This is a genomic window from Citrobacter sp. Cpo074 (genome assembly GCF_030332745.1).
GTDB classification, from domain to species: Bacteria; Pseudomonadota; Gammaproteobacteria; order Enterobacterales; family Enterobacteriaceae; genus Citrobacter; species Citrobacter portucalensis.
Genome location: NZ_JAOWHG010000034.1, coordinates 595,937 through 619,036 on the forward strand (window position 1 = coordinate 595,937; position 23,100 = coordinate 619,036).

Below are 23,100 nucleotides of genomic sequence, written 5' to 3' on the forward strand. Positions count from 1 at the left end.
CGGTTCCAAAGAAAAGCCTATGATGTCGAATTTATGATCACCATCACGAAGGTAATTTAACGGGCGGTAGAGCCGCGCACGATCAGCTCGCCGGAGAAGACCTGTTCCTGAATGGCAGCGGAGCCGCCATCAATCCGGCGCACAACCTGCTCAACGGCGGTGTAACCAATCTGCCAGGTGGGTTGTTTCAACGTGGTAATACCGACGCCCGCCAGCTCTGCCCATTCCAGTTCGTCAAAACCGAGTAAGCCTATGTCGCTCCCCCAGTTGAGGCCAATGCGTTTCAGGGCGCGGGCTACTTGTAGCGTGAGGGCACCGTTGGCAGAGATAACGGCTTTGCGCATTCCACGATGCTGCTGGTGAAACTGGCGCAGGGTGTCGTCCAGTTGCGTATTGTCCGTGAGCGGGACTTCGGCATTTTGCGCGATAACGCCAGGGTATTGCGCGAGCGTGGCGCGAAAAGCGCTCAGGCGTTCGCGGCGGGTATTCACCATGCCGAGTGGTTCGCTGAGGAACAGGATGGCTTCAAAACCTTGCTCTACCAGATGCTCGGTGGCAACCGTTGCCGCCTGGGTGTTATCCAGCCCGACCATATCACAGGCGAAATCGGGAATTTTACGGTCAATCAGCACCATCGGCAGCGCAGATTGTTGCAGGCGGTTCAGCCCCTCTTCGCGCATCCCGACGGCGTTGACCACAATCCCTTCGACCTGGTAGCTGCGCAGCAGGTCGAGATAATGCAGTTCCTGATCCACTTCGTTGTTGGTGTTACACACCAGCGGGGTAAAGCCTTTATCGCGACAGGCGGCTTCAATACCACTTAGCACGTTGACGGAGTAGGGATTAGTAATATCGGCGATGATCAGGCCAATCAGGCGGGTACGACCGTGTTTCAGGCCTCTTGCCATCAGGCTGGGACGGTAGTCGAGATCGGCAATGGCTTGTTCAATGCGGGCCAGCAGCGCGTCGGAAAGCAGGTGCTTTTCACCGTTGAGATAACGTGAAATGCTGGTCTTGCCGGTTTTTGCAGCTTTCGCCACATCGCTGATGGTTGCCCGTGTTGATTTGCTCATCGCTGATTTCCCTGAGTTTGGTGACAACACCTTAACGCGAAAATCAACGATGGCAAGTGCTTCATGCCGGATGGACGCGGACTGTCTCCATCCGGCACAAAACGTTACTGGATCGGGCTTAAGGTAATTTCTACGCGACGGTTTTGCGCTTTACCTTCCGCTGTGCTGTTGCTGGCGATCGGATTTGCCGGGCCCATACCCTGAGTGCGGATGCGGTTAGCTGCGACCCCTTGAGTGATCAAGGCGCTGGCTACGGAGTCTGCGCGCTGCTGTGACAGACGCATATTCAGATCCTGGCTGCCGGTGCTGTCGGTGAAGCCCAGCACGTTGACGGCGGTTTTATTGTACTCTTTCAGTACCATCGCCACGCCGGTCAGGGTGTTAGCACCCGCAGGCTTCAGGTTGGCACTGCTGCTGTCGAAAGTGACGTTGTTTGGCATGTTCAGAATGATGTTATCGCCACTGCGCGTCACGCTGACGCCCGTCCCCTGCATTTTTTCGCGCAGTTTTGCTTCCTGTACATCCATGTAATAGCCGATACCACCGCCAACGGCCGCGCCAGCCGCTGCGCCAATCAGTGCGCCTTTGCCGCGATCTTTCTTCGAAGAAGAGAGTGCGCCAATGCCCGCGCCGACCAGAGAGCCAATACCAGCGCCAATGCCGGATTTACCCGCTTCGCGTTCGCCGGTGTAAGGGTTTGTTGTGCAGCCAGAAACCGCCAGGGCGCCGCTCACGATGGCAGCAATAACAAATACACGTTTCTTCATCTTAATTCCTTAATGACTTTTTCTTCTTTGCCACAGCGACCGTGGCGGTTGATTATGACGTGTGAACATGAAGAAAATTCCAGGGAAGACTCTGAAATTTGTAAGTAACATTGAACGGCATAATAAATAAGCCGTCACATCGCATTCAGGAGCGCCATCTTGGCTAATTCACCCGCACATTACTCGGTGTTAACCGCCGCCCACTGGGGACCAATCCTCGTCGACACTGATGGTGAGACGGTTTTCTCCTCGCGTGGCGCGCTGCCCACCGCTCATCCCAACTCTTTGCAAACCGTGGTGCGCGACCAGGTTCACAGTAAAACGCGGGTACGTTTTCCGATGGTGCGTAAAGGGTTTCTCGCCTCGCCGGAAAACCCACAGGGCGTACGTGGGCAGGATGAGTTTGTTCGCGTCAGTTGGGACGACGCGCTGAATCTTATCCATACGCAGCATAAACGCATCCGTGACAGCTACGGCCCGGCCTCAATTTTTGCCGGTTCCTACGGCTGGCGTTCCAACGGCGTGTTACACAAAGCGGCGACCCTGTTACAGCGTTATATGGCGTTGGCGGGCGGTTATACCGGGCATCTGGGGGACTACTCGACGGGGGCTGCGCAGGCGATCATGCCGTACGTGGTGGGCGGGAACGAAGTTTACCAGCAGCAAACCAGCTGGCCGGTGGTGCTGGAGAACAGCGAGGTGGTGGTGTTGTGGAGCGCCAATCCGCTGAATACCCTGAAGATTGCCTGGAACGCGTCCGATGAGCAGGGCCTCGCGTACTTTGAGGCATTGCGCGACAGCGGTAAACGGTTGATCTGTATCGATCCGATGCGATCGGAAAGCGTCGATTTCTTTGGCGATAAGATGGAATGGATTGCCCCGCATATGGGGACCGACGTAGCGCTGATGCTGGGCATCGCACATACGCTGGTGGAAAACGGCTGGCATGACGAGGACTTTCTCGCCCGGTGTACTGCCGGATATGACTGTTTTGCCGACTATCTGCTGGGTAAATCTGATGATGTTGCAAAAACGGCAGAATGGGCGGCAGAGATTTGTGGCATTCCGGCGGCGAAGATACGCGAACTTGCGGCGATATTTCACCAAAATACCACCATGCTGATGGCCGGATGGGGCATGCAGCGCCAACAGTATGGCGAGCAGAAACACTGGATGATTGTCACCCTGGCCGCCATGCTCGGACAAATCGGGACGCCAGGCGGCGGTTTTGGGCTGTCGTACCATTTTGCCAATGGCGGCAACCCAACGCGCCGGGCTGCGGTGCTGGCTTCAATGCAGGGCAGCGTTAAAGGCGGCACCGACGCGGTAGATAAAATCCCGGTGGCGCGAATTGTCGAAGCGCTGGAAAATCCCGGCGGTTTTTACCAGCACAACGGCATGGACCGCCATTTCCCGGACATCCGTATGCTGTGGTGGGCGGGCGGGGCTAACTTCACCCATCATCAGGACACTAACCGTTTAATTCGCGCCTGGCAAAAACCGGAGCTGGTGGTCATCTCGGAGTGTTTCTGGACCGCCGCAGCAAAGCATGCCGATATCGTGCTGCCAGCAACCACCTCCTTTGAGCGTAATGATTTGACCATGACTGGCGATTACAGCAACCAGCACCTGGTGCCGATGAAGCAGGTCGTACCGCCGCAGGACGAAGCGCGAAATGATTTTGATGTCTTTGCCGAGCTGAGTGAGCGCTGGGAAAAGGGCGGATATGAACGGTTCACCGAAGGTAAAAGCGAACTGGCGTGGCTGGAGACTTTTTACAATATTGCCGGGCAACGTGGGGCCAGTCAGCAGGTGACATTGCCGCCTTTCGCCGAGTTTTGGCAGCGCAACGCCCTGATCGAAATGCCGGAAAACGCCGCCAGCGCGCAGTTTATCCGTTTTGCGGATTTTCGCCGCGACCCGCAGGCGCATCCGCTGAAAACGGACAGCGGGAAAATTGAAATCTACTCCGCGAGGATTGCAGGTTACGGCTACGCGGACTGCGGGGGACACCCGATGTGGCTGGAGCCGGATGAGTGGTTCGGTAACGCCGAACCGGACCAGCTACAGCTGCTTTCCGCCCATCCGGCGCACCGTTTGCATAGTCAGCTTAACTACAGTGCGCTACGGGAGCAGTACGCGGTAGCGGATCGTGAGCCGATAACGATTCATCCGCAGGACGCCCACGCGCGCGGCATTGCGGATGGCGATACGGTCAGGGTGTGGAACCAGCGCGGGCAAGTTCTTGCGGGCGCGGTGGTGACGGCGGGTATTAAACCCGGCGTCATCTGTATTCATGAAGGCGCCTGGCCTGATTTGGATCTCGCAGCGAACGGTATTTGTAAAAATGGCGCCGTCAACGTGCTGACCAAAGATCTCCCCAGCTCGAAGCTGGGGAATGGCTGCGCGGGCAATACTGCGCTGGCGTGGCTTGAAAAATATAGCGGACCAACGTTGGCGCTTACGGCGTTTGATCCGCCTGCCAGCCCATAATCCACGTGGGGTGGTGAGTCTCTTCCTGCCATGCGCCGTCTTCAATGCGAAAACCCAGCGCATGGTAGAAGTTCACCGCTGATTGATTCTTCTGGTATACCTCAAGGCTGAGTATCGAAAAGCGCTGCTGGACATGCTGCACCAGCGCTTTGCCGATCCCGCTTCTGATGGCGGCAGGTGCGACAAACAGCGCGCCGAGAAAGCGGTCGTCAATCACGCTGGCAAAGCCTTTGAGCTCGCCTTCTTCTTCCCAAACCCAGGTTTGCGCGGCGGGCAGATAAACATCCCGCACCACGGATTCACTTTCGCGCCAGTAGCGCTCTTCGATAAATGGATGGGCATGGATTGTGCTTTCCATCCACAGCGCCAAAATTGACGGCAGATCGTCAGCCTTGGATTCACGAATCATGTTGTTCTCCCGGATAACAGATGCAGCTGGTGACATGGTCGTTGACCAGGCCGCACGCCTGCATAAAGGAGTAACAAATGGTGGTGCCGACAAACTTAAATCCGCGTTTTTTTAACGCTTTAGACAGCGCGTCTGACGCAGGCGTGGAGGTGGGAATATCGCTCAGGTTGGCGGCGCGAGTCACTTGCGGTTGGTTATCAACAAATGACCAGACGAATTCGCTAAACGACTCTCCGTTTTGCGCCATCGTCAGAAAAGCACGAGCGTTGCCGATAATGGCCTGAATTTTTCCGCGATGGCGAATAATGCCGGCATCCAGTACCAGCCTTTCCACATCCTCTTCGGTCATGGCCGCCACTTTTTCCGGGTCAAAATGGTGGAAAGCGTGGCGATAATTTTCCCGTTTCTTTAGCACGGTAATCCACGATAACCCGGCCTGCTGACCTTCCAGGCAGATCATTTCGAACAGTTTATTACTATCGGTTTCGGGGACGCCCCATTCCTTGTCGTGGTAGGCAATGTAAAGTGGATCCTGACTGACCCATCCGCAACGCTGCATATTCTTCCTCGCTGTTTTTACTGGCGTAAAAATTTCATTCGGCCCGCCTTGACGCGCCAGCTAAAAAGACAATATTTAATACAGGGCCAGATGGGCCCATATCCTTCATACAATGACAATAATATTGCCGAATTCGGCTCTTTTCTGGAGTCGCGTTGATGATTATAAGAAACAGTAGTGGTCATCAGAGGTTAACTCTGGTGAGCGTTGTAGTTTGTGCGCTGTCCATCAATACAGCATATGGCTGGCAACAAGAATATATCGTTGATGCGATGTCAGGGCATACGGCTGAACGTTATACATGGGACAGCGATCACCAACCACGTTATAACGACATTCTGGAAGAACGTATTCGTTCCACTCAGAACGTGGCGGGTCCCGTGGTGAATCTGGCGGATGAGACGCCTATGGATGCGACCAGCGGCATGAGTATGGGCTGGAACTTCCCGCTTTCAAGGCAGGTGACAACTGGTCCGGTTGCCGCGCTGCATTATGACGGTTCAACCACATCTACTTACAACGAATTTGGCGATAGCGCGACGTCGGTAACGCAGAACGATCCGCTGTGGCATGCCAGCGTGAGCTCGTTGGGCTGGCGAGTCAATTCGCAGTTCGGTGATGTGCGACCGTGGGCGCAAATCAGCTATAACCAGCAGTTTGGCGAGAATATCTGGAAGGCGCAGTCGGGTCTCAGCCGCATGTCAGCAGCGGGTCAGGATGGTAACTGGGTGGATGTCACCGTCGGTGCAGATATGCTGTTGAACCCGCACATGGCGGCTTACGCGGCGCTTTCGCAGGCGGAAAACAGTACCAACAACAGCGACTATATGTACACCATGGGAGTGAGCGCCAAATTTTAACGTAAGTAATCAGCATATAAACATCTTGATTACATGTTGAGATCAACAATCACACGCACTCCAGCGATAGCGTGTACTAACTCATGCGATAAAATTCAGTAACCCGACTTTTTGTCTCGTCATTCATTCCGCATTCCAGGCATTTCATTCCGTCCTGGCGGCATTTCATGCCGTTTTCTCCTGCTCATAAAAGCGCTTCGGTATGGTTGTTGGCAGAGAATTTCCCATTTTGTTTATGCAGGAAGACTGCCATGAAAACTTCTGATTATCAGCGTACCCGCTGGCTGACACTGATCGGCACCATCATTACCCAATTTGCTTTAGGTTCTGTTTATACCTGGAGCCTGTTTAACGGTGCGCTCTCTTCTAAGCTTGATGCGCCGGTGAGTCAGGTTGCCTTTTCCTTTGGCCTGCTGAGCCTCGGGCTGGCGATTTCTTCTTCCGTCGCCGGGAAACTGCAGGAACGTTTTGGCGTGAAACGCGTCACCATGGCCTCCGGTATTTTACTGGGTGTCGGCTTCTTCTTAACCGCCCACTCTGACAGCCTGATTATGCTGTGGCTGAGCGCCGGTGTATTGGTCGGTCTGGCGGATGGCGCAGGCTACCTGTTAACACTTTCCAACTGTGTAAAATGGTTCCCTGAGCGTAAAGGGCTGATTTCCGCCTTTGCCATCGGTTCTTACGGTCTTGGCAGCCTCGGTTTTAAATTCATCGACAGCCAACTGTTGAGCACTGTGGGTCTGGAAAAAACCTTCATGATTTGGGGCGCGATTGTGCTGGTGATGATCGTCTTTGGCTCCACGCTGATGAAAGACGCGCCGAATCAGGAAGTGAAAACGAAAAATGGCGTGGTTGAGAATGACTACACCCTGGCGCAGTCCATGCGTAAACCGCAGTACTGGATGCTGGCAGTGATGTTCCTGACGGCGTGTATGAGTGGGCTGTATGTGATTGGCGTGGCGAAAGATATTGCACAAAGCCTGGCGCATATGGATGTGGCAACGGCGGCAAATGCGGTTACCGTCATTTCTATCGCTAACCTGTCAGGTCGTCTGGTTCTGGGGATTCTGTCCGACAAAATCTCTCGTATTCGCGTTATCACCATTGGGCAGGTCGTTTCGCTGGTCGGTATGGCGGCACTGCTGTTCGCCCCGCTGAATGATGCGACCTTCTTCGCGGCGATTGCCTGTGTAGCATTTAACTTTGGCGGTACCATCACCGTGTTCCCGTCACTGGTGAGCGAGTTCTTCGGTTTGAATAACCTGGCTAAAAACTACGGCGTCATTTACTTAGGTTTCGGTATCGGCAGCATTTGTGGTTCCATTATCGCCTCGCTGTTCGGCGGTTTCTATGTGACCTTCTGCGTTATCTTTGCGCTGTTAATTATCTCGCTGGCACTCTCCACCACCATCCGCCAGCCACAGCGTAGCGTATATACCGAGGCGCACGCCTAAACCTATTAGTAGTCTGATTAATACCTGGCGCATATATTTACAAAAATATATGCGTCATTTGCATTCTCCATAAGCACTTTTTCCCCCTCCTGTGGTCTACTTACCCGCGCCCGTAGACATTTCACTTCTGCTGTTGTCGCATTTTCCCCTGCCTGGTCTGTTTGACTACTGCTCAGGGTGTTTTAATCCCGATTCCCAGGGTTTGTTTGCATGAGATATATTAAGTCGATGACGCAGCAGAAACTCAGTTTCCTGCTGGCAATCTATATCGGTTTGTTTATGAACTGTGCTGTATTTTTCCGGCGCTTTAGCGGATATGCACACGAGTTTACCGTCTGGAAAGGACTCTCTGCGGTTGTTGAATTAGCCGGCACTGTGCTGGTGACCTTCTTTTTACTACGACTTCTCTCTTTATTTGGTCGGCGCGCCTGGCGTGTCCTGACAACGTTAGTGGTGCTGTGTTCTGCCGGTGCCAGCTATTACATGACCTTCCTGAACGTGGTAATTGGTTACGGTATTATTGCCTCCGTAATGACCACGGATATTGATTTATCGAAAGAAGTGGTTGGCTGGCATTTTGTCGTGTGGCTGGTTTCGGTCAGCATTTTACCGTTGGTTCTGATTTGGAGTAATCGCTGCCGCTATACCCTGATGAAACAGATCCGTACGCCTGGTATGAGATGGCGCAGCGTGGCGGTAGTTTTACTGGCTGGTCTGATGGTATGGGTCCCGATTCGCCTGCTGAGTATGCAACAGAGAAGCGTTGAGCGAGCAACGGGGATCGATTTGCCCAGCTATGGCGGGGTAGTGGCGAATTCCTATCTGCCGTCAAACTGGCTCTCCGCGCTGGGTCTGTACGCCTGGGCACAGGTGGATGAATCCTCAGACAACAAATCGTTGATGAACCCGGCGAAGAAGTTTACCTATGTTGCCCCCAAAAACCTCGACGACACCTATGTGGTCTTTATTATCGGCGAAACGACCCGCTGGGATCATATGGGGATTTTTGGCTATGAGCGTAATACCACGCCAAGGCTCGCCCAGGAGAAAAATCTGGCCGCCTTCCGTGGATATTCCTGTGATACGGCAACCAAACTTTCGCTGCGTTGCATGTTTGTGCGTGAGGGTGGGGCAGAAGAAAACCCGCAGCGTACTCTGAAAGAACAAAACGTCTTCTCCGTGCTCGGCCAGTTAGGGTTCAAGACCGATCTTTACGCGATGCAAAGCGAGATGTGGTTCTACAGTAACACCATGGCGGAGAACATCGCCTATCGTGAGCAGATTGGCGCAGAGCCGCGCAACCGTGGCAAGAACGTTGACGATATGCTGTTGATCGCCGAGATGCAGCAGTCCTTGCAGCAGAATGATAAGAGTGGAAAACGTCTGATTATTCTGCATACGAAAGGCTCGCATTTTAACTACACTCAGCGCTACACCCGCGAATATGCGCAGTGGAAGCCGGAGTGTGTCAATGTTGATAGCGGTTGCTCGAAAGCTGAGATGATCAACTCATTCGATAACTCGGTAACCTATGTTGATCACTTTATTACCAAAGTGTTTGATCAACTACGCGATAAGAAAGCGATCGTGTTTTACGCCGCCGATCACGGTGAGTCGATTAACGAGCGCGAGCACCTGCACGGTACGCCGCGTAAAATGGCGCCACCTGAGCAGTTCCGCGTTCCTATGATGGTGTGGATGTCTGACAAATATCTGGAAGACCCCGACCATGCGAAGGCGTTTGCACACCTTAAGCAAGAAGCTGATATGAAGGTGCCGCGTCGTCATGTGGAACTGTACGACACCATTTTGGGTTGCCTCGGTTATACCTCGCCAAATGGCGGTATTAACGAGAATAACAACTGGTGCCGTATCCCGGACGCGAATAAGGCTACAGCCCAGTAACTGAGCTGCTGACTTTCTCGCCGATCAAATGGCATTTTGATACTAAGGGATTGACGGGCGCGCAGCTGAGCAGTAAGATGCGCCCCGCATTCGGTGATTGGCGCAGCCTGGTAGCGCACTTCGTTCGGGACGAAGGGGTCGGAGGTTCGAATCCTCTATCACCGACCAAATTAGAAAAGCCCGCTCTCTGAGCGGGCTTTTTGCATTTGTGGCTTTTGTAGGCCTGATAAGCGAAGCGCCATCAGGCAAAACATCACGCTATAACAGATATTGCCGGATGCGGCGCAAGCGCCTTATCCGGCCTACAGGCGAAGCGGCATCAGGCAAAACATCACGCTATAACAGACATTGCCGGATGGCGGCGCAAGCGCCTTATCCGGCCTACAGGCGAAGCGCTGGCAGGGCGTATTTTGTGTTTTTCCGACCCCACGTTTGACCTTCATTTTATCTGCAAAAATTGTGCACCACTTCCCACTGACTGTTAACGATTCTGTGACATATTCCATTGCCTTTTTTTATATTTGCTTGAAACTTTTTTTGCGCTACTTATGGCTGAAGCTGGCATTTTCCGCTGTGCGCTTTAACGTTCATGGTATTAATCGCTCAGATATGCAGCATTAATTTAGAAAGTTTGAATAAATTGCATAAATGTTAATCACCAAATGTTGCGAAATATGAAGATGTTTATTCTGGCATAGTGCGCGTAGCACAAATTTCCCTGCTGAAAATGTCCTTCCGCACTTTTTTTAATCTTTGTTTGCGAATTCTCACCGTTGGCGTAAATCACGGTGACCTGTATTGACGTTTTCACATTCTGTTGACAGATTGTAGGGTATGAGGGGCATTTCATGGAGAATCCGCACTGCAACTCAGTCGCTTATGTGAACGGAATCCCCATCCTCTTAACGCCGACCCGGCCGGGTAAAAAACAAAAAAGGCCAGGCGGTGCAAACCCACTGCAAAGGGTAAAACAACAAACATCACATTGGAGCAGAAGAATGAGTATTTCCTTGAAGAAGTCAGGGATGCTGAAGCTTGGTCTGAGCCTGGTGGCTATGACCGTCGCAGCAAGCGTACAGGCTAAAACTCTGGTTTATTGTTCAGAAGGATCTCCTGAAGGCTTTAACCCGCAGCTTTTCACCTCTGGCACCACCTATGATGCCAGCTCCGTACCGATCTATAACCGCCTGGTCGAGTTCAAAACCGGTACGACTGAAGTGATCCCGGGCCTTGCTGAGAAGTGGGAAATCAGCGAAGACGGCAAAACCTATACCTTCCACCTGCGTCAGGGCGTGAAGTGGCAGGACAACAAAGAATTTAAACCGACGCGCGATTTTAACGCCGATGACGTGGTGTTCTCTTTCGATCGTCAGAAAAATGCCCAGAACCCGTACCACAAAGTCTCTGGCGGCAGCTATGAATACTTCGAAGGGATGGGTCTGCCGGATCTGATCTCCGAAGTGAAAAAAGTGGACGATAAAACCGTTCAGTTCGTGCTGACTCGCCCGGAAGCGCCGTTCCTGGCTGACCTGGCGATGGACTTCGCTTCTATTCTTTCCAAAGAATATGCTGACAACATGCTGAAAGCCGGTTCTCCGGAGAAAGTGGATCTGAACCCAATTGGTACCGGTCCGTTCCAGCTGCAGCAGTACCAGAAAGACTCCCGTATTCTGTATAAAGCATTCGAAGGTTACTGGGGCACCAAGCCGCAGATCGACCGTCTGGTCTTCTCCATTACGCCTGACGCTTCCGTGCGTTACGCCAAACTGCAGAAGAACGAGTGCCAGGTGATGCCGTACCCGAACCCGGCAGACATCGCGCGCATGAAGCAGGATAAAAACATCAACCTGATGGAACAGGCGGGTCTGAACGTTGGCTACCTCTCTTTCAACACCGAGAAAAAACCGTTTGATGACGTGAAAGTCCGTCAGGCGCTGACCTACGCGGTAAACAAAGAAGCGATCATCAAAGCGGTTTATCAGGGCGCTGGCGTTGCCGCGAAAAACCTGATCCCGCCGACCATGTGGGGCTATAACGACGACGTTAAAGACTACACCTACGATCCTGAGAAGGCCAAAGCGCTGCTGAAGGAAGCTGGTCAGGACAAAGGCTTTACCGTTGAGCTGTGGGCTATGCCGGTACAGCGTCCATATAACCCGAACGCACGTCGTATGGCAGAAATGGTTCAGGCTGACTGGGCGAAAATTGGCGTTCAGGCCAAGATTGTGACCTACGAGTGGGGCGAGTATCTGAAACGCGCCAAAGCGGGTGAGCATCAGGCGGTGATGATGGGCTGGACCGGTGACAACGGGGATCCGGACAACTTCTTCGCGACCTTGTTCAGCTGTGCGGCAGCGAAAGACGGTTCCAACTACTCTCGCTGGTGCTACAAGCCGTTTGAAGACCTGATCCAGCCGGCGCGTGCGACCGACGATCACAACAAACGTATTGAACTGTACAAGCAAGCTCAGGTTGTTATGCACGACCAGGCTCCGGCTCTGATTGTTGCTCACTCCACCGTGTACGAACCAGTGCGTAAAGAAGTGAAAGGCTATGTGGTTGATCCATTAGGCAAACACCACTTCGAAAACGTCTCTGTCGAATAATTAAAAGCAATTAAGGAAGCGCTGCGCCCCGGTGTTGTGTAGGCCGGATAAGCGCAGCGCCCTCCGGCGTAATGCTTTACCCGCGATGCAGTTTGCGTGGGATAAGATTTGTGAGCAATACAGACTCACGGTTCCAGGCCGTGCGTCATTAGAGAGAATCCGGGTTATGTTGCAGTTCATTCTCCGACGTTTGGGACTCGTCATCCCCACGTTTATCGGTATCACTCTTCTCACCTTTGCCTTTGTCCATATGATCCCCGGCGATCCGGTTATGATCATGGCGGGTGAACGTGGGATCTCCCCTGAGCGTCATGCTCAACTGTTGGCTGAACTCGGTCTGGATAAGCCGATGTGGCAGCAGTACCTCCACTATATCTGGGGGGTTATGCATGGTGATTTAGGTATCTCACTGAAAAGCCGCTTACCGGTGTGGGAAGAGTTCGTACCTCGCTTCAAAGCAACGCTGGAACTCGGCGTCTGCGCGATGATTTTCGCCGTCGCAGTGGGTATCCCAGTGGGTGTACTTGCTGCCGTTAAGCGCGGCTCCATTTTCGATCACACGGCAGTTGGCCTGGCGCTGACCGGTTACTCTATGCCGATTTTCTGGTGGGGCATGATGCTGATCATGCTGGTTTCCGTGCAGTGGAACCTGACGCCAGTTTCTGGGCGCGTGAGCGACATGGTGTTCCTTGATGATTCCAATCCGCTAACCGGCTTTATGCTGATCGACACCGCCATCTGGGGTGAAGAGGGCAACTTTATTGATGCGTTGGCGCATATGATCCTGCCTGCGATGGTGCTGGGTACCATTCCTCTGGCGGTCATTGTGCGTATGACCCGTTCATCGATGCTGGAAGTGCTGGGTGAAGATTACATCCGTACCGCGCGCGCCAAAGGCCTGACCCGTATGCGCGTCATCATTATTCACGCTCTGCGTAACGCGATGCTGCCCGTGGTGACCGTTATCGGCCTGCAGGTTGGTACGCTGCTGGCCGGGGCGATTCTGACCGAGACCATCTTCTCGTGGCCGGGGCTGGGGCGCTGGCTGATCGATGCGCTGCAACGCCGCGATTATCCGGTGGTGCAGGGCGGGGTGCTGCTGGTCGCGACGATGATTATCCTCGTCAACCTGCTGGTAGACCTGCTGTACGGCGTGGTGAACCCGCGTATTCGGCATAAGAAGTAAGGGGCCATCATGTCACAGGTTACTGAAAATAAAGTTATTGCTGCACCGGTGCCGATGACTCCGCTGCAGGAGTTCTGGCACTATTTTAAACGCAACAAAGGTGCGGTTGTTGGGCTGGTGTACGTTGTGGTGATGATCCTGATTGCGGTCTTTGCCAACGTCCTCGCACCCTACAACCCGGCAGACCAGTTCCGCGATACGCTGCTGGCTCCTCCCGCGTGGCAGGAAGGCGGAACCATGGCCCATCTGTTTGGTACTGATGATGTGGGCCGCGACGTGTTGTCCCGCCTGATGTACGGTGCGCGTCTGTCGCTGTTGGTCGGCTGTCTGGTGGTAGTACTCTCCCTGCTGATGGGCGTGGTTCTTGGGCTGATCGCCGGTTACTTTGGCGGGATTGTCGATAACGTCATCATGCGTGTGGTCGATATCATGCTGGCATTGCCGAGCCTGTTGCTGGCACTGGTGCTGGTGGCTGTATTTGGCCCCTCGATTGGCAACGCCGCGCTGGCGCTGACGTTCGTGGCATTGCCGCACTATGTCCGTTTGACGCGCGCCGCCGTGCTGGTGGAGGTTAACCGCGACTACGTCACCGCATCTCGCGTGGCGGGAGCCGGCGCGATGCGCCAGATGTTCGTCAACATTCTTCCTAACTGTCTTGCGCCGCTGATTGTTCAGGCGTCGCTTGGCTTCTCTAACGCCATTCTCGATATGGCTGCCCTCGGCTTCCTGGGGATGGGCGCACAGCCGCCTACGCCGGAATGGGGCACCATGCTCTCTGACGTTCTGCAGTTTGCCCAAAGCGCCTGGTGGGTTGTGACCTTCCCGGGGCTGGCGATCCTGTTGACGGTGCTGGCATTTAACCTGATGGGTGACGGTCTGCGTGACGCGCTCGATCCCAAACTGAAGCAGTAAGAGGTTCGAGATGGCGTTATTAAATGTAGATAAATTATCGGTGCATTTCGGCGACGTAGGTTCCGAATTCCGCGCCGTAGACCGCATTAGCTACAGTGTGAATCAGGGTGAAGTGGTTGGCATTGTAGGAGAGTCCGGCTCTGGTAAGTCCGTCAGTTCGCTGGCGATTATGGGACTGATTGACTACCCAGGCCGCGTTATGGCCGAAAATCTGGAGTTTAATGGTCGCGACCTGAAGCGCATCTCTGAGAAAGAGCGTCGCCAGTTAGTGGGTGCGGAAGTGGCGATGATCTTCCAGGACCCGATGACCAGCCTTAACCCCTGCTACACCGTCGGCTACCAGATTATGGAAGCCATTAAAGTGCACCAGGGCGGCAACAAAAAAACGCGTGTTCAGCGGGCAATAGACCTGCTGACGCTGGTGGGAATTCCCGATCCGGCCTCGCGTCTTGATGTATATCCGCACCAGTTGTCCGGTGGGATGAGCCAGCGCGTGATGATCGCGATGGCGATAGCCTGTCGTCCGAAACTGCTGATTGCCGACGAACCGACAACGGCGCTGGATGTGACTATTCAGGCGCAGATCATCGAGCTACTGCTGGAATTGCAGCAAAAAGAGAACATGGCGCTGGTCTTAATCACGCACGATCTGGCGCTGGTGGCTGAAGCGGCACACAAAATCATCGTGATGTACGCCGGCCAGGTGGTAGAAACCGGAGCCGCGCAGGATATTTTCCGCGCGCCGCGTCATCCTTACACCCAGGCGCTGCTGCGTGCGCTGCCTGAGTTTGCTCAGGATAAAGCACGTCTGGCCTCGCTGCCGGGCGTGGTTCCCGGGAAATATGACCGCCCGAGCGGCTGTTTGCTGAACCCACGCTGCCCCTATGCGACCGACAAATGCCGCGCTGAAGAACCTGAACTGAACCTGCTGGAAGGCGGTCGTCAGTCGAAATGCCACTACCCACTTGATGATGCCGGGAGGCCTGGGCTATGAGTACGCAAAAGGCCGCTTTGTCACAGCCGCTGTTGCAGGCTATTGATCTGAAAAAACACTACCCGGTGAAAAAGGGCATGTTCGCCCCGGAGCGCCTGGTGAAAGCGCTGGACGGCGTCTCCTTTACCTTAGAACGCGGTAAAACGCTGGCGGTGGTAGGCGAGTCGGGCTGTGGGAAATCCACCCTTGGCCGCCTGCTGACGATGATTGAAGTCCCGACCGGCGGTGAGCTGTATTACCAGGGACAGGATCTGCTTAAGCACGACCCGCAGGCGCAAAAGCTGCGTCGGCAGAAAATCCAGATTGTATTCCAGAACCCGTACGGTTCCCTGAACCCGCGTAAGAAAGTGGGGCAGATTCTGGAAGAGCCGCTGCTGATCAACTCCACGCTCAGCAAAGAGGAGCGTCGTGAAAAAGCGCTGGCGATGATGGCGAAAGTGGGGCTGAAAACCGAACACTACGACCGCTATCCGCATATGTTCTCCGGCGGTCAGCGTCAGCGTATTGCCATCGCTCGCGGTCTGATGCTTGACCCGGACGTGGTGATTGCCGATGAACCGGTCTCAGCGCTGGACGTCTCGGTGCGTGCGCAGGTGCTGAATCTGATGATGGATTTGCAGCAGGAACTGGGGCTGTCATACGTCTTTATCTCGCACGACCTGTCGGTGGTCGAGCACATTGCCGATGAAGTGATGGTGATGTATTTAGGCCGCTGCGTGGAGAAAGGGACGAAGGACCAAATCTTCAATAATCCGCGTCATCCGTACACGCAAGCGCTGCTCTCCGCAACGCCGCGTCTGAACCCGGACGATCGCCGTGAGCGTATCAAGCTGACCGGTGAACTGCCAAGCCCGCTGAATCCGCCGCCGGGCTGCGCGTTTAACGCCCGCTGCCGTCGTCGCTTTGGTCCGTGTACCCAGCTTCAGCCGCAGTTGAAAGATTACGGCGGTCAACTGGTGGCGTGTTTTGCCGTTGACCAGGATGAAAACCCACAGCAATAAACCTGGGTTATGACCCGATAACCGGAGCCTTGTGCTCCGGTTTTTTTATATTTTCTCTTTACGTCCACAATGTGAGTCCTTTGGCAGAACATTATTCCACAGCGTCTAGAATGTAGTCAGATTCCCTCTAGTCACAAAAATATCTATTTCGCAGTTGCTAACTACCAGGAGCAAATGTGGTCACGATACGCTGGGATATTAAAACAATTGATCGTCTGTCGATGGTTGAGGATGTCCTGAAGGAATTTTCCTGCTGTGATATCAATATCATCTCCATGAAAGTCACGCCTGGGCGGATCCTGATTAAATCCTGGTGCCGCCAGCTACAGGATATTTCCTGTGTGCAATCCTGTTTAAGCCAGCGCGCCGATATTATTCATGTCGCTTACCTCTGTGAGGAGATAAGTGAGCTGTCAACGCCGGAACCGGAACGCCCGCGCTATTTCTCTGACATTATTTGCAGCAGCCAGAGCATGCACGCGCTTATCGAAAAGGCGATAAAAATTGCCGACAGCAAATATACCGTTCTGATACGTGGCGATACGGGGACCGGTAAAGAGCTGCTGGCCCGGGCTATCCATAATTCCGGGCAGCGACGTTTTTATCCGTTTATTCCGGTCAACTGCTCTGCGCTACCTGAGTCGCTAATGGAGAGTGAATTCTTTGGCTATGAGAAAGGGGCTTTCAGCGGCGCGGATTGTAAAGGCAAAAAAGGGCTGTTTGAAATGGCCGATAAAGGCACCCTTTTTCTCGATGAGTTTGGCGAAATGTCGCTGAGCTTACAGGCTAAACTCCTGCGCGTGCTTCAGGATGGCGGGATTCGGCGCGTTGGCGGAGCGCATATTATTCCGGTCAATGTGCGCATTATTGTGGCAACCAATGCCAATCTGGAAGAGATGGTAGAACAACGTCTGCTGCGCGCCGATCTCTATTACCGCATCAACGTGCTTTCACTGACCATTCCACCTTTGCGCGAGCGTCCACAGGATATCAGCCTGCTGATTCGCCACTTTGTGCAGAAATACGCAAAGGAATTCCAGCGGCGGATCATTCTGGATAAAGCCTGTTTTGATGCCCTGCACCATCACACCTGGCCGGGAAACGTGCGCGAACTGGAAAATACCATTATTCGCCTGATGCTGATGGCGGAATCCGATGTTATTACGCGGGAAGAATTAGGGATGGTGAATTTGCCTGCCGTTGAGCGGGGCCCGACAGAACGTCCTTTTAAAGAGCAGGTTCTGTGTGCTGAACGCCAGCTCATTGAACAGATGGTGGAAGATAATGTGTCGTCACGGCATATCGCCAAAGCGCTGGGCGTGTCGCACACCACGGTGCTGAATAAAATTCGCGGCTATCAGCTGGAGAGTGTGAGTTAAGCGCCGCCAGCGTATGACGGCGCGATATACGTGGGTTATTCAATCAGCTTCAATAAGGGCGACAGGCACAGCAGAATTCCGTACAGCAGGATCAACCAGGTTTTCAGTCCGCGCAGTTTTTCCAGTTGCGTTACTTTATAGATCAGGAAGAACGGAATAATACACGACACAATCCCGTAAAGCGGACTACCTAGCTGGAAGAACACCAGTACCGATACGCGAAATGACACCCAAATGACCAGGGTGATAACAATAAAGGTGCAAATACCCAGCGTAAGCACCAACGGATTAATTTTCTCAATGTCAATGACGCGGCTCAGAACGTTGAGAATAATACCTTTGATCGCTTCGTGGAATCCCAGATAAATACCAAAGAACGCGGTTAATACGGCGAAGATATTTAATACCGTTGAGGTGATATGAATAATCTGCCCAGGAATGACCTGAGCCGCCAGCGCCAGTGCTGAAATATTTTGTTCGAAAGCCGAAACGGCCTCTTCATGGCTAATGGAAAAGGTAAAAGAGAAGGAGAAAAACAGAATGACAGCAATCAGAGTAATGTAACTGATGCGATGCGTACGGATTGCCATACGCGTAGCCAGCACCCGGTCCGCCACCCGTTTGCGGTAGGCGATGTTCATTGGGTTCAACACCTGAATAAACACCGCTGAGAAGAAGCAGAACGGGATGGTTAGCAGTACATCACGAAAGAAGACCGATGCTTCAGGGAAGGCGCTGATATTAGCGAAGTTCCAGTGCGGAACCATCGCAAAACCAAATACGATGATGATACCCACTTTGACCACCACCATCGGGCCGGAGATTTTGAACAGCAGCTTTTCTCCCCCGGAAGCAATGGCGACCAGCACGGCAAAAATGGCCACTTTATAGATTATCGACTGCGAAAGATCGGCCTCGGTCAAGCCGAAGGTTTTAATATATGAGGCGCTGTCAAAAACCACGGATAAGGAATAAATAAATATGCCGTGAATAATCATCAGAAAATAGATGACGCCAAGAAATACGCCCCAGTTTTTTCCCAGGTAATGACTTATAATATCAGTGTAGTCATTGCAGGTTTCGCTTTCTGATAATGTTTTTAAATAAATATCCTGCACAATATAAGTTGCCGGATAAGCAATAATAAAGGCAACGATAAATACCCAAATGCCTGTTAAGCCAATTTGTACCGGCATTAGTACCGTTCCGGCACCAATGGCCATGCCGATACACAGTAATACCCAGCCAAAATCGTATTTCGTAAACGGTATTTTTTTTGAGAATGGTACGGCGGTTGCTGTATTGTTGCTTAATTGTAATGTGTTGTCCTGCATAGAACCCCCTGCCCAAAATACACGTTCTCCCCGAAAGAGGATCGCGTGTATTGCCAGACTGTTGTGCCTTGATTCTCAACAACCTGAACCGAACGACGTCGGTTCAGGCCATATTGGTCAGAATGTTGCCTTTCTGATGGCGTGTTCAAGGTCGTTAATAATATCTTCTGGATCTTCAAGACCCACAGAAAGACGGATAAGCCCGTCGGTAATACCTGCTTTGAGCCGTTCCTCAGGTGCAACGGGCGAATGTGTCATAGACGCTGGGTGCTGAATGAGGGTTTCGGTATCACCGAGACTGACCGCGAGGAGGCACAATTCTACAGAATTGATCATCCGCCTACCAGCCTCGAGGCCGCCGGCGATTTCGAAGCTGATAATTCCACCTGGCAGGCTCATTTGCCGCTGGCCCAGCTCATACTGCGGATGCGAAGTCAGGCCAGGATAATACACCCGAGTAATAGATGGATGCCCTTCGAGGAAGCGGGCGATTTTCAGCGCATTTTCACAGTGGCGTTCCATACGAATGCCCAGCGTTTTAACGCCGCGCAGTGTTAACCACGCATTGAAAGGACTCATGCAGCCGCCGGTGATATCTTTCAGGCCTACAAACCGCGCCTGGTCGATAAACTCCTGCTTACCAACAATGATGCCGCCAATCACATCCCCGTGACCGTTGATATATTTGGTGACGCTGTGAACCACAATATCCGCGCCCAGTTGCAAAGGCTGCTGACAGTACGGCGACATAAAGGTGTTATCCACCACCAGCAATGCGCCCTGTTGATGGGCGATACCGGCAACCGTTTCAATGTCGACCAGCGACAGCGTTGGGTTGGCGGGCGTTTCGATATACACAACTTTGGTTTCTGGTCGCATGGCGGCGCGGATTTCTTCAGGCTTTGCCGCGTCGACAAAGCTGACGTTAATCCCAAACTTAGGCATGCTGTGCGACAAAAACGCGTGGGTGCAGCCGTAAATCGCGCTGGCGGAAACGATATGGTCACCCTGCTGGCAAAGCGTCAACAGCGTTGTGGTGATAGCAGAAATACCGGACGCGGTTGCCAACCCGGCTTCACCTCTTTCCAGTACAGCCAGCTTTTTCTCCAGCGCATCGGTGGTGGGGTTACCCAAGCGGGTGTAAATGTACCCGGACTCTTCGAGCGCAAAGCGGGCGGCACCTTGTTCGGCGCTGTCAAAAACAAACGTTGAGGTCTGGAAAATAGGCGTACTAAGCGCGCCAGTTGAAGGGTCGGGTTGTTGCCCCGCGTGAACGATCTGGGTGTTGAATCCGTAAGTACGACAGTCAGACATGATATCTCCTTTAATTCGGAACAGAACAGCTCACAGTCAAATAGCAATCGCTGTGCCAGAAAATGAACTGATAGATATCAATGTGTTATGTTTTTGTCTGAACTAATGGTCGGCAGGAATGTTGCCAACTGGAAAGAATCTTTCCAGCGTGCTGGTAAGAAAATGGGTGAATTGCGAGGCGCTACGCAGAGCGCAATATTGCGCAGTGATATGGCAAGTGGGCTGCCGTAGAATCAGCGGCAAGCCGGGAATTCCCGGTGAGGCGCAATGTTGCGGGGGCTTGATCCCCGGCGGCATCGGTTGCTGGAAAGAGAAAACCCCCGCACGTTGTTCGGTATAAACCTGGCAACAAAACGGGGGCTGACTTGAACCTGAACAACTCAAGGATAGCCGTGAACAGTTGCCATTGCAACACAGGCGGCTATATGACGCTCGCACAGTTAGGCGTGGCCTTCTGGCACGATTTAGCGGCTCCAATCATCGCTGGCACCATTGCCAGCCTGATTGTGAGCTGGCTGCGTAACAGAAAGTAATGCGCTTTGTAGGCGTCTGCCTGCCGTGATGGCAACATGCGCCCGAACCAGGCCGCAGGGGCGACCTTGCGGCCTTTTTCGGCTTAAATGCAGATAAATCTCGTCGCCAGGTGCCTATCCTGTCGCGATAATGCACGCTGGGAAGTTTTCAGATACCGCCTCTCTTAATACCGCTACGATCGGGTATACTCTGACGGCAGTTTCGTCTATCCGTGGAGAGTCAGTTTGCGTGTCAGTCGCTCGTTAACAATTAAGCAGATGGCAATGGTTGCGGCCGTTGTTATGGTGTTCGTTTTTATTTTTTGCACCGTTTTGTTGTTCCATCTGGTCCAGCAAAACCGCTATAACACGGCTACGCAACTGGAAAGTATCGCTCGCTCCGTCCGTGAGCCTCTGTCGGACACTATCCTGAAAGGGGATATTCCCGAAGCGGAAGCCATTTTAAAAAGTATTCGGCCAGCGGGCGTGGTAAGTCGCGCCGATGTGGTGCTGCCCAATCAGTTTCAGGCGTTGCGGATGAGCTTTATCCCTGAACGCCCCGTTCCTGTTACGGTGACTCGCCTGTTTGAGCTTCCGGTACAAATTTCGCTGCCGATCTATTCTCTTGAGCGTTCAGCTAACCCGCAACCGCTGGCGTATCTGGTACTGCAGGCGGATTCGTACCGCATGTACAAATTCGTGATGAGTACGCTCTCGACGTTAGTGACCATTTACTTACTTTTGTCGTTAATACTGACCGTCGCCATCTCCTGGTGCATTAACCGCTTGATTGTGCACCCCTTACGTAAAATTGCCCGTGAGCTGAACGACATCCAACAGCAGGATCTGATTGGCTATCAACTGGCATTGCCGCGTCTACATCAGGATGATGAGATTGGTATGCTGGTGCGTAGCTACAATCTTAATCAGCAGTTGATTCAGCGACATAGCGAAGAGCAAAGCGACTTTGCAATGCGTTTCCCGGTTTCCGAACTGCCCAATAAGTCGTTTTTAATGGGGCTGCTGGAGCAGGTTGTTACCCGCCAGCAGACGACGGCGCTGATGATTGTCACCTGCGAAACCCTTCGTGACACCGCGGGGGTGTTAACCGAAACTCAGCGGGAAATCCTGCTGCTTACGCTGGTCGAAAAACTCAAGTCGGTATTAGCCCCCAGGATGGTGCTTTCCCAAGTGAGTGGCTATGACTTCGCCATCATCGCCCATGGTGTAAAAGAACCCTGGCACGCTATTACTCTAGGTCAGCAAGTACTCACTATCGTTAACGAGCGATTACCTATTCAGGGTATTCAACTGCGTCCTACCTGCAACATTGGGGTAGCAATGTTCTATGGTGATTTGACCGCAGAACAGCTTTACCGCCGCGCCCTGTCGGCCGTGTTAACCTCGCGCCATAAGGGTAAAAATCAAATTCAGTTCTTTGATCCGTTACAGATGGAAGAGGCCCAGCAGCGTTTGACGGAAGAGAACGATATTCTTACCGCGCTGGATAATCGTCAGTTCGCGCTTTGGATGCAGCCGCAGGTGGAAATGTCCAGCGGTAAGGTATTGAGCGCAGAAGCATTATTGCGGATGCAGCAGCCGGACGGAAGCTGGGAGTTGCCCGAAGGGTTAATCGACAGGATTGAGTCCTGCGGCCTGATGGTGACGGTTGGTTACTGGGTGCTGGAAGAGACGTGCCGCCAGCTGTCAGCGTGGCAGGAACGGGGTCTGATGCTGCCGCTGTCGGTGAATTTGTCCGCACTACAGCTGATGCACCCGAGTATGGTCTCGGACCTGCTGGAGTTGTTAAACCGCTATCGCATCAAGCCTGGTACGTTGATCCTGGAAGTGACTGAAAGCCGGCATATCGATGATCCCCACGCCGCGGTGGCCATTTTGCGCCCATTGCGTAATGCGGGAGTACGTATCGCACTGGATGACTTTGGCATGGGGTATGCGGGCCTGCGACAGCTGCAGCACATGAAGTCGCTACCGGTGGATGTCCTCAAAATCGATAAGATGTTTGTCGACGGAGTACCTGAGGATTGCAGCATGATCTCCGCCATCATTCAGTTGGCCCACAGCCTTAATTTGCAGATGATCGCCGAAGGTGTCGAAACCGAAGCGCAGCGTGAATGGCTATCACAAGCCGGGGTGGAAGTGGCACAAGGGTTCCTGTTTGCCCGACCGGTTCCGGCAAATATCTTCGAAGAACGTTATCTGGCGCCGGAAAGCGCTGATTACAAAAGTTAAAAAAGGTCTCGCTTGTGCGAGCCAGCTCAAAATTTTTAACATTTTTGTATCAATTATGATCCAGGTACATTTCTGTCAAGTTGTGTGGG

General features: G+C 53.1%; 18 protein-coding genes and 1 tRNA gene. 13 read left to right on the forward strand and 6 right to left on the reverse strand.

Annotation, left to right across the window (positions count from 1 at the left end; genetic code table 11):
- Positions 1-56: 56 nt before the first annotated feature.
- Together OGX83_RS20960 and OGX83_RS20965 are read right to left on the reverse strand one after the other, a co-directional pair.
- Positions 57-1,073 (reverse strand): LacI family DNA-binding transcriptional regulator, encoded by a 1,017-nt coding sequence (locus OGX83_RS20960; protein WP_005133828.1) that lies wholly within the window; start codon positions 1,071-1,073, stop codon positions 57-59.
- A 104-nt stretch (positions 1,074-1,177) separates the two neighbouring features.
- Positions 1,178-1,840, reverse strand: a complete 663-nt coding sequence (locus tag OGX83_RS20965; protein ID WP_003827397.1) for an OmpA family lipoprotein — start codon at positions 1,838-1,840, stop codon at positions 1,178-1,180.
- Positions 1,841-1,999: 159 nt separating this feature from the next.
- Between OGX83_RS20965 and OGX83_RS20970 the strand changes: the two genes are divergently transcribed.
- A complete protein-coding gene (locus OGX83_RS20970; RefSeq protein ID WP_286589056.1) occupies positions 2,000-4,333 on the forward strand; it encodes a molybdopterin guanine dinucleotide-containing S/N-oxide reductase in 2,334 nt (777 codons plus the stop codon).
- Here OGX83_RS20970 and OGX83_RS20975 read toward each other — a convergent pair.
- Both OGX83_RS20975 and tag read right to left on the reverse strand, forming a co-directional pair.
- A complete protein-coding gene (locus OGX83_RS20975) occupies positions 4,302-4,742 on the reverse strand; it encodes an N-acetyltransferase (protein WP_008786424.1) in 441 nt (146 codons plus the stop codon). The genes OGX83_RS20970 and OGX83_RS20975 overlap by 32 nt on opposite strands.
- Positions 4,732-5,301 (reverse strand): DNA-3-methyladenine glycosylase I, encoded by a 570-nt coding sequence (gene tag / locus OGX83_RS20980; protein ID WP_008786423.1) that lies wholly within the window; start codon positions 5,299-5,301, stop codon positions 4,732-4,734. Before tag ends, OGX83_RS20975 begins: the two co-directional genes overlap by 11 nt.
- A 158-nt stretch (positions 5,302-5,459) precedes the next feature.
- On the opposite strand from tag, the gene OGX83_RS20985 reads away from it, so the two are divergent.
- From OGX83_RS20985 to OGX83_RS21030, 10 genes are all read left to right on the forward strand, one after another.
- Positions 5,460-6,161, forward strand: a complete 702-nt coding sequence (locus tag OGX83_RS20985) for an autotransporter outer membrane beta-barrel domain-containing protein (protein ID WP_020996061.1) — start codon at positions 5,460-5,462, stop codon at positions 6,159-6,161.
- A gap of 251 nt (positions 6,162-6,412) precedes the next feature.
- A complete protein-coding gene (locus OGX83_RS20990) occupies positions 6,413-7,615 on the forward strand; it encodes an L-lactate MFS transporter (protein ID WP_020996062.1) in 1,203 nt (400 codons plus the stop codon).
- 210 nt (positions 7,616-7,825) lie between these two features.
- Complete coding sequence (gene eptB, locus OGX83_RS20995) at positions 7,826-9,520, forward strand: kdo(2)-lipid A phosphoethanolamine 7''-transferase (protein WP_153687809.1); 1,695 nt, start codon at positions 7,826-7,828, stop codon at positions 9,518-9,520.
- A 91-nt stretch (positions 9,521-9,611) separates the two neighbouring features.
- Positions 9,612-9,688, forward strand: a tRNA-Pro gene (locus tag OGX83_RS21000).
- Positions 9,689-10,518: 830 nt separating this feature from the next.
- A complete protein-coding gene (gene dppA, locus OGX83_RS21005) occupies positions 10,519-12,126 on the forward strand; it encodes a dipeptide ABC transporter periplasmic-binding protein DppA (protein WP_003827414.1) in 1,608 nt (535 codons plus the stop codon).
- A gap of 166 nt (positions 12,127-12,292) precedes the next feature.
- Positions 12,293-13,312 (forward strand): dipeptide ABC transporter permease DppB, encoded by a 1,020-nt coding sequence (dppB, locus tag OGX83_RS21010; RefSeq protein ID WP_003827415.1) that lies wholly within the window; start codon positions 12,293-12,295, stop codon positions 13,310-13,312.
- Between the two features lie 9 nt (positions 13,313-13,321).
- Positions 13,322-14,224, forward strand: coding sequence for a dipeptide ABC transporter permease DppC (gene dppC, locus OGX83_RS21015; RefSeq protein ID WP_003024315.1), 903 nt, complete (start codon positions 13,322-13,324; stop codon positions 14,222-14,224).
- A 10-nt stretch (positions 14,225-14,234) separates the two neighbouring features.
- A complete protein-coding gene (gene dppD / locus OGX83_RS21020; RefSeq protein ID WP_048236981.1) occupies positions 14,235-15,218 on the forward strand; it encodes a dipeptide ABC transporter ATP-binding protein in 984 nt (327 codons plus the stop codon).
- The gene (dppF, locus tag OGX83_RS21025) at positions 15,215-16,219 is read left to right on the forward strand and encodes a dipeptide ABC transporter ATP-binding subunit DppF (RefSeq protein WP_071446715.1); all 1,005 of its coding nucleotides are present in this window, start codon (positions 15,215-15,217) and stop codon (positions 16,217-16,219) included. The genes dppD and dppF overlap by 4 nt, the downstream gene beginning before the upstream one ends.
- A 176-nt stretch (positions 16,220-16,395) precedes the next feature.
- On the forward strand, positions 16,396-17,598 hold the full coding sequence (locus OGX83_RS21030; RefSeq protein ID WP_057067482.1) for a sigma-54 interaction domain-containing protein: 1,203 nt from the start codon (positions 16,396-16,398) through the stop codon (positions 17,596-17,598).
- 35 nt (positions 17,599-17,633) lie between these two features.
- Here the strand turns inward: OGX83_RS21030 and OGX83_RS21035 are convergent, their stop codons facing one another.
- Both OGX83_RS21035 and megL read right to left on the reverse strand, forming a co-directional pair.
- Positions 17,634-18,932, reverse strand: coding sequence for an SLC5/6 family protein (locus tag OGX83_RS21035; RefSeq protein ID WP_008786415.1), 1,299 nt, complete (start codon positions 18,930-18,932; stop codon positions 17,634-17,636).
- 117 nt (positions 18,933-19,049) lie between these two features.
- Positions 19,050-20,246 (reverse strand): methionine gamma-lyase, encoded by a 1,197-nt coding sequence (gene megL / locus OGX83_RS21040; protein WP_008786414.1) that lies wholly within the window; start codon positions 20,244-20,246, stop codon positions 19,050-19,052.
- Positions 20,247-20,671: 425 nt separating this feature from the next.
- On the opposite strand from megL, the gene OGX83_RS21045 reads away from it, so the two are divergent.
- Together OGX83_RS21045 and hmsP are read left to right on the forward strand one after the other, a co-directional pair.
- Entirely contained in the window at positions 20,672-20,779 is a 108-nt protein-coding gene (locus tag OGX83_RS21045) for a type I toxin-antitoxin system toxin Ldr family protein (protein ID WP_003827426.1), read from the forward strand.
- Between the two features lie 225 nt (positions 20,780-21,004).
- Complete coding sequence (gene hmsP, locus OGX83_RS21050) at positions 21,005-23,011, forward strand: biofilm formation regulator HmsP (protein WP_075553079.1); 2,007 nt, start codon at positions 21,005-21,007, stop codon at positions 23,009-23,011.
- The last annotated feature ends 89 nt before the right edge of the window (positions 23,012-23,100 follow it).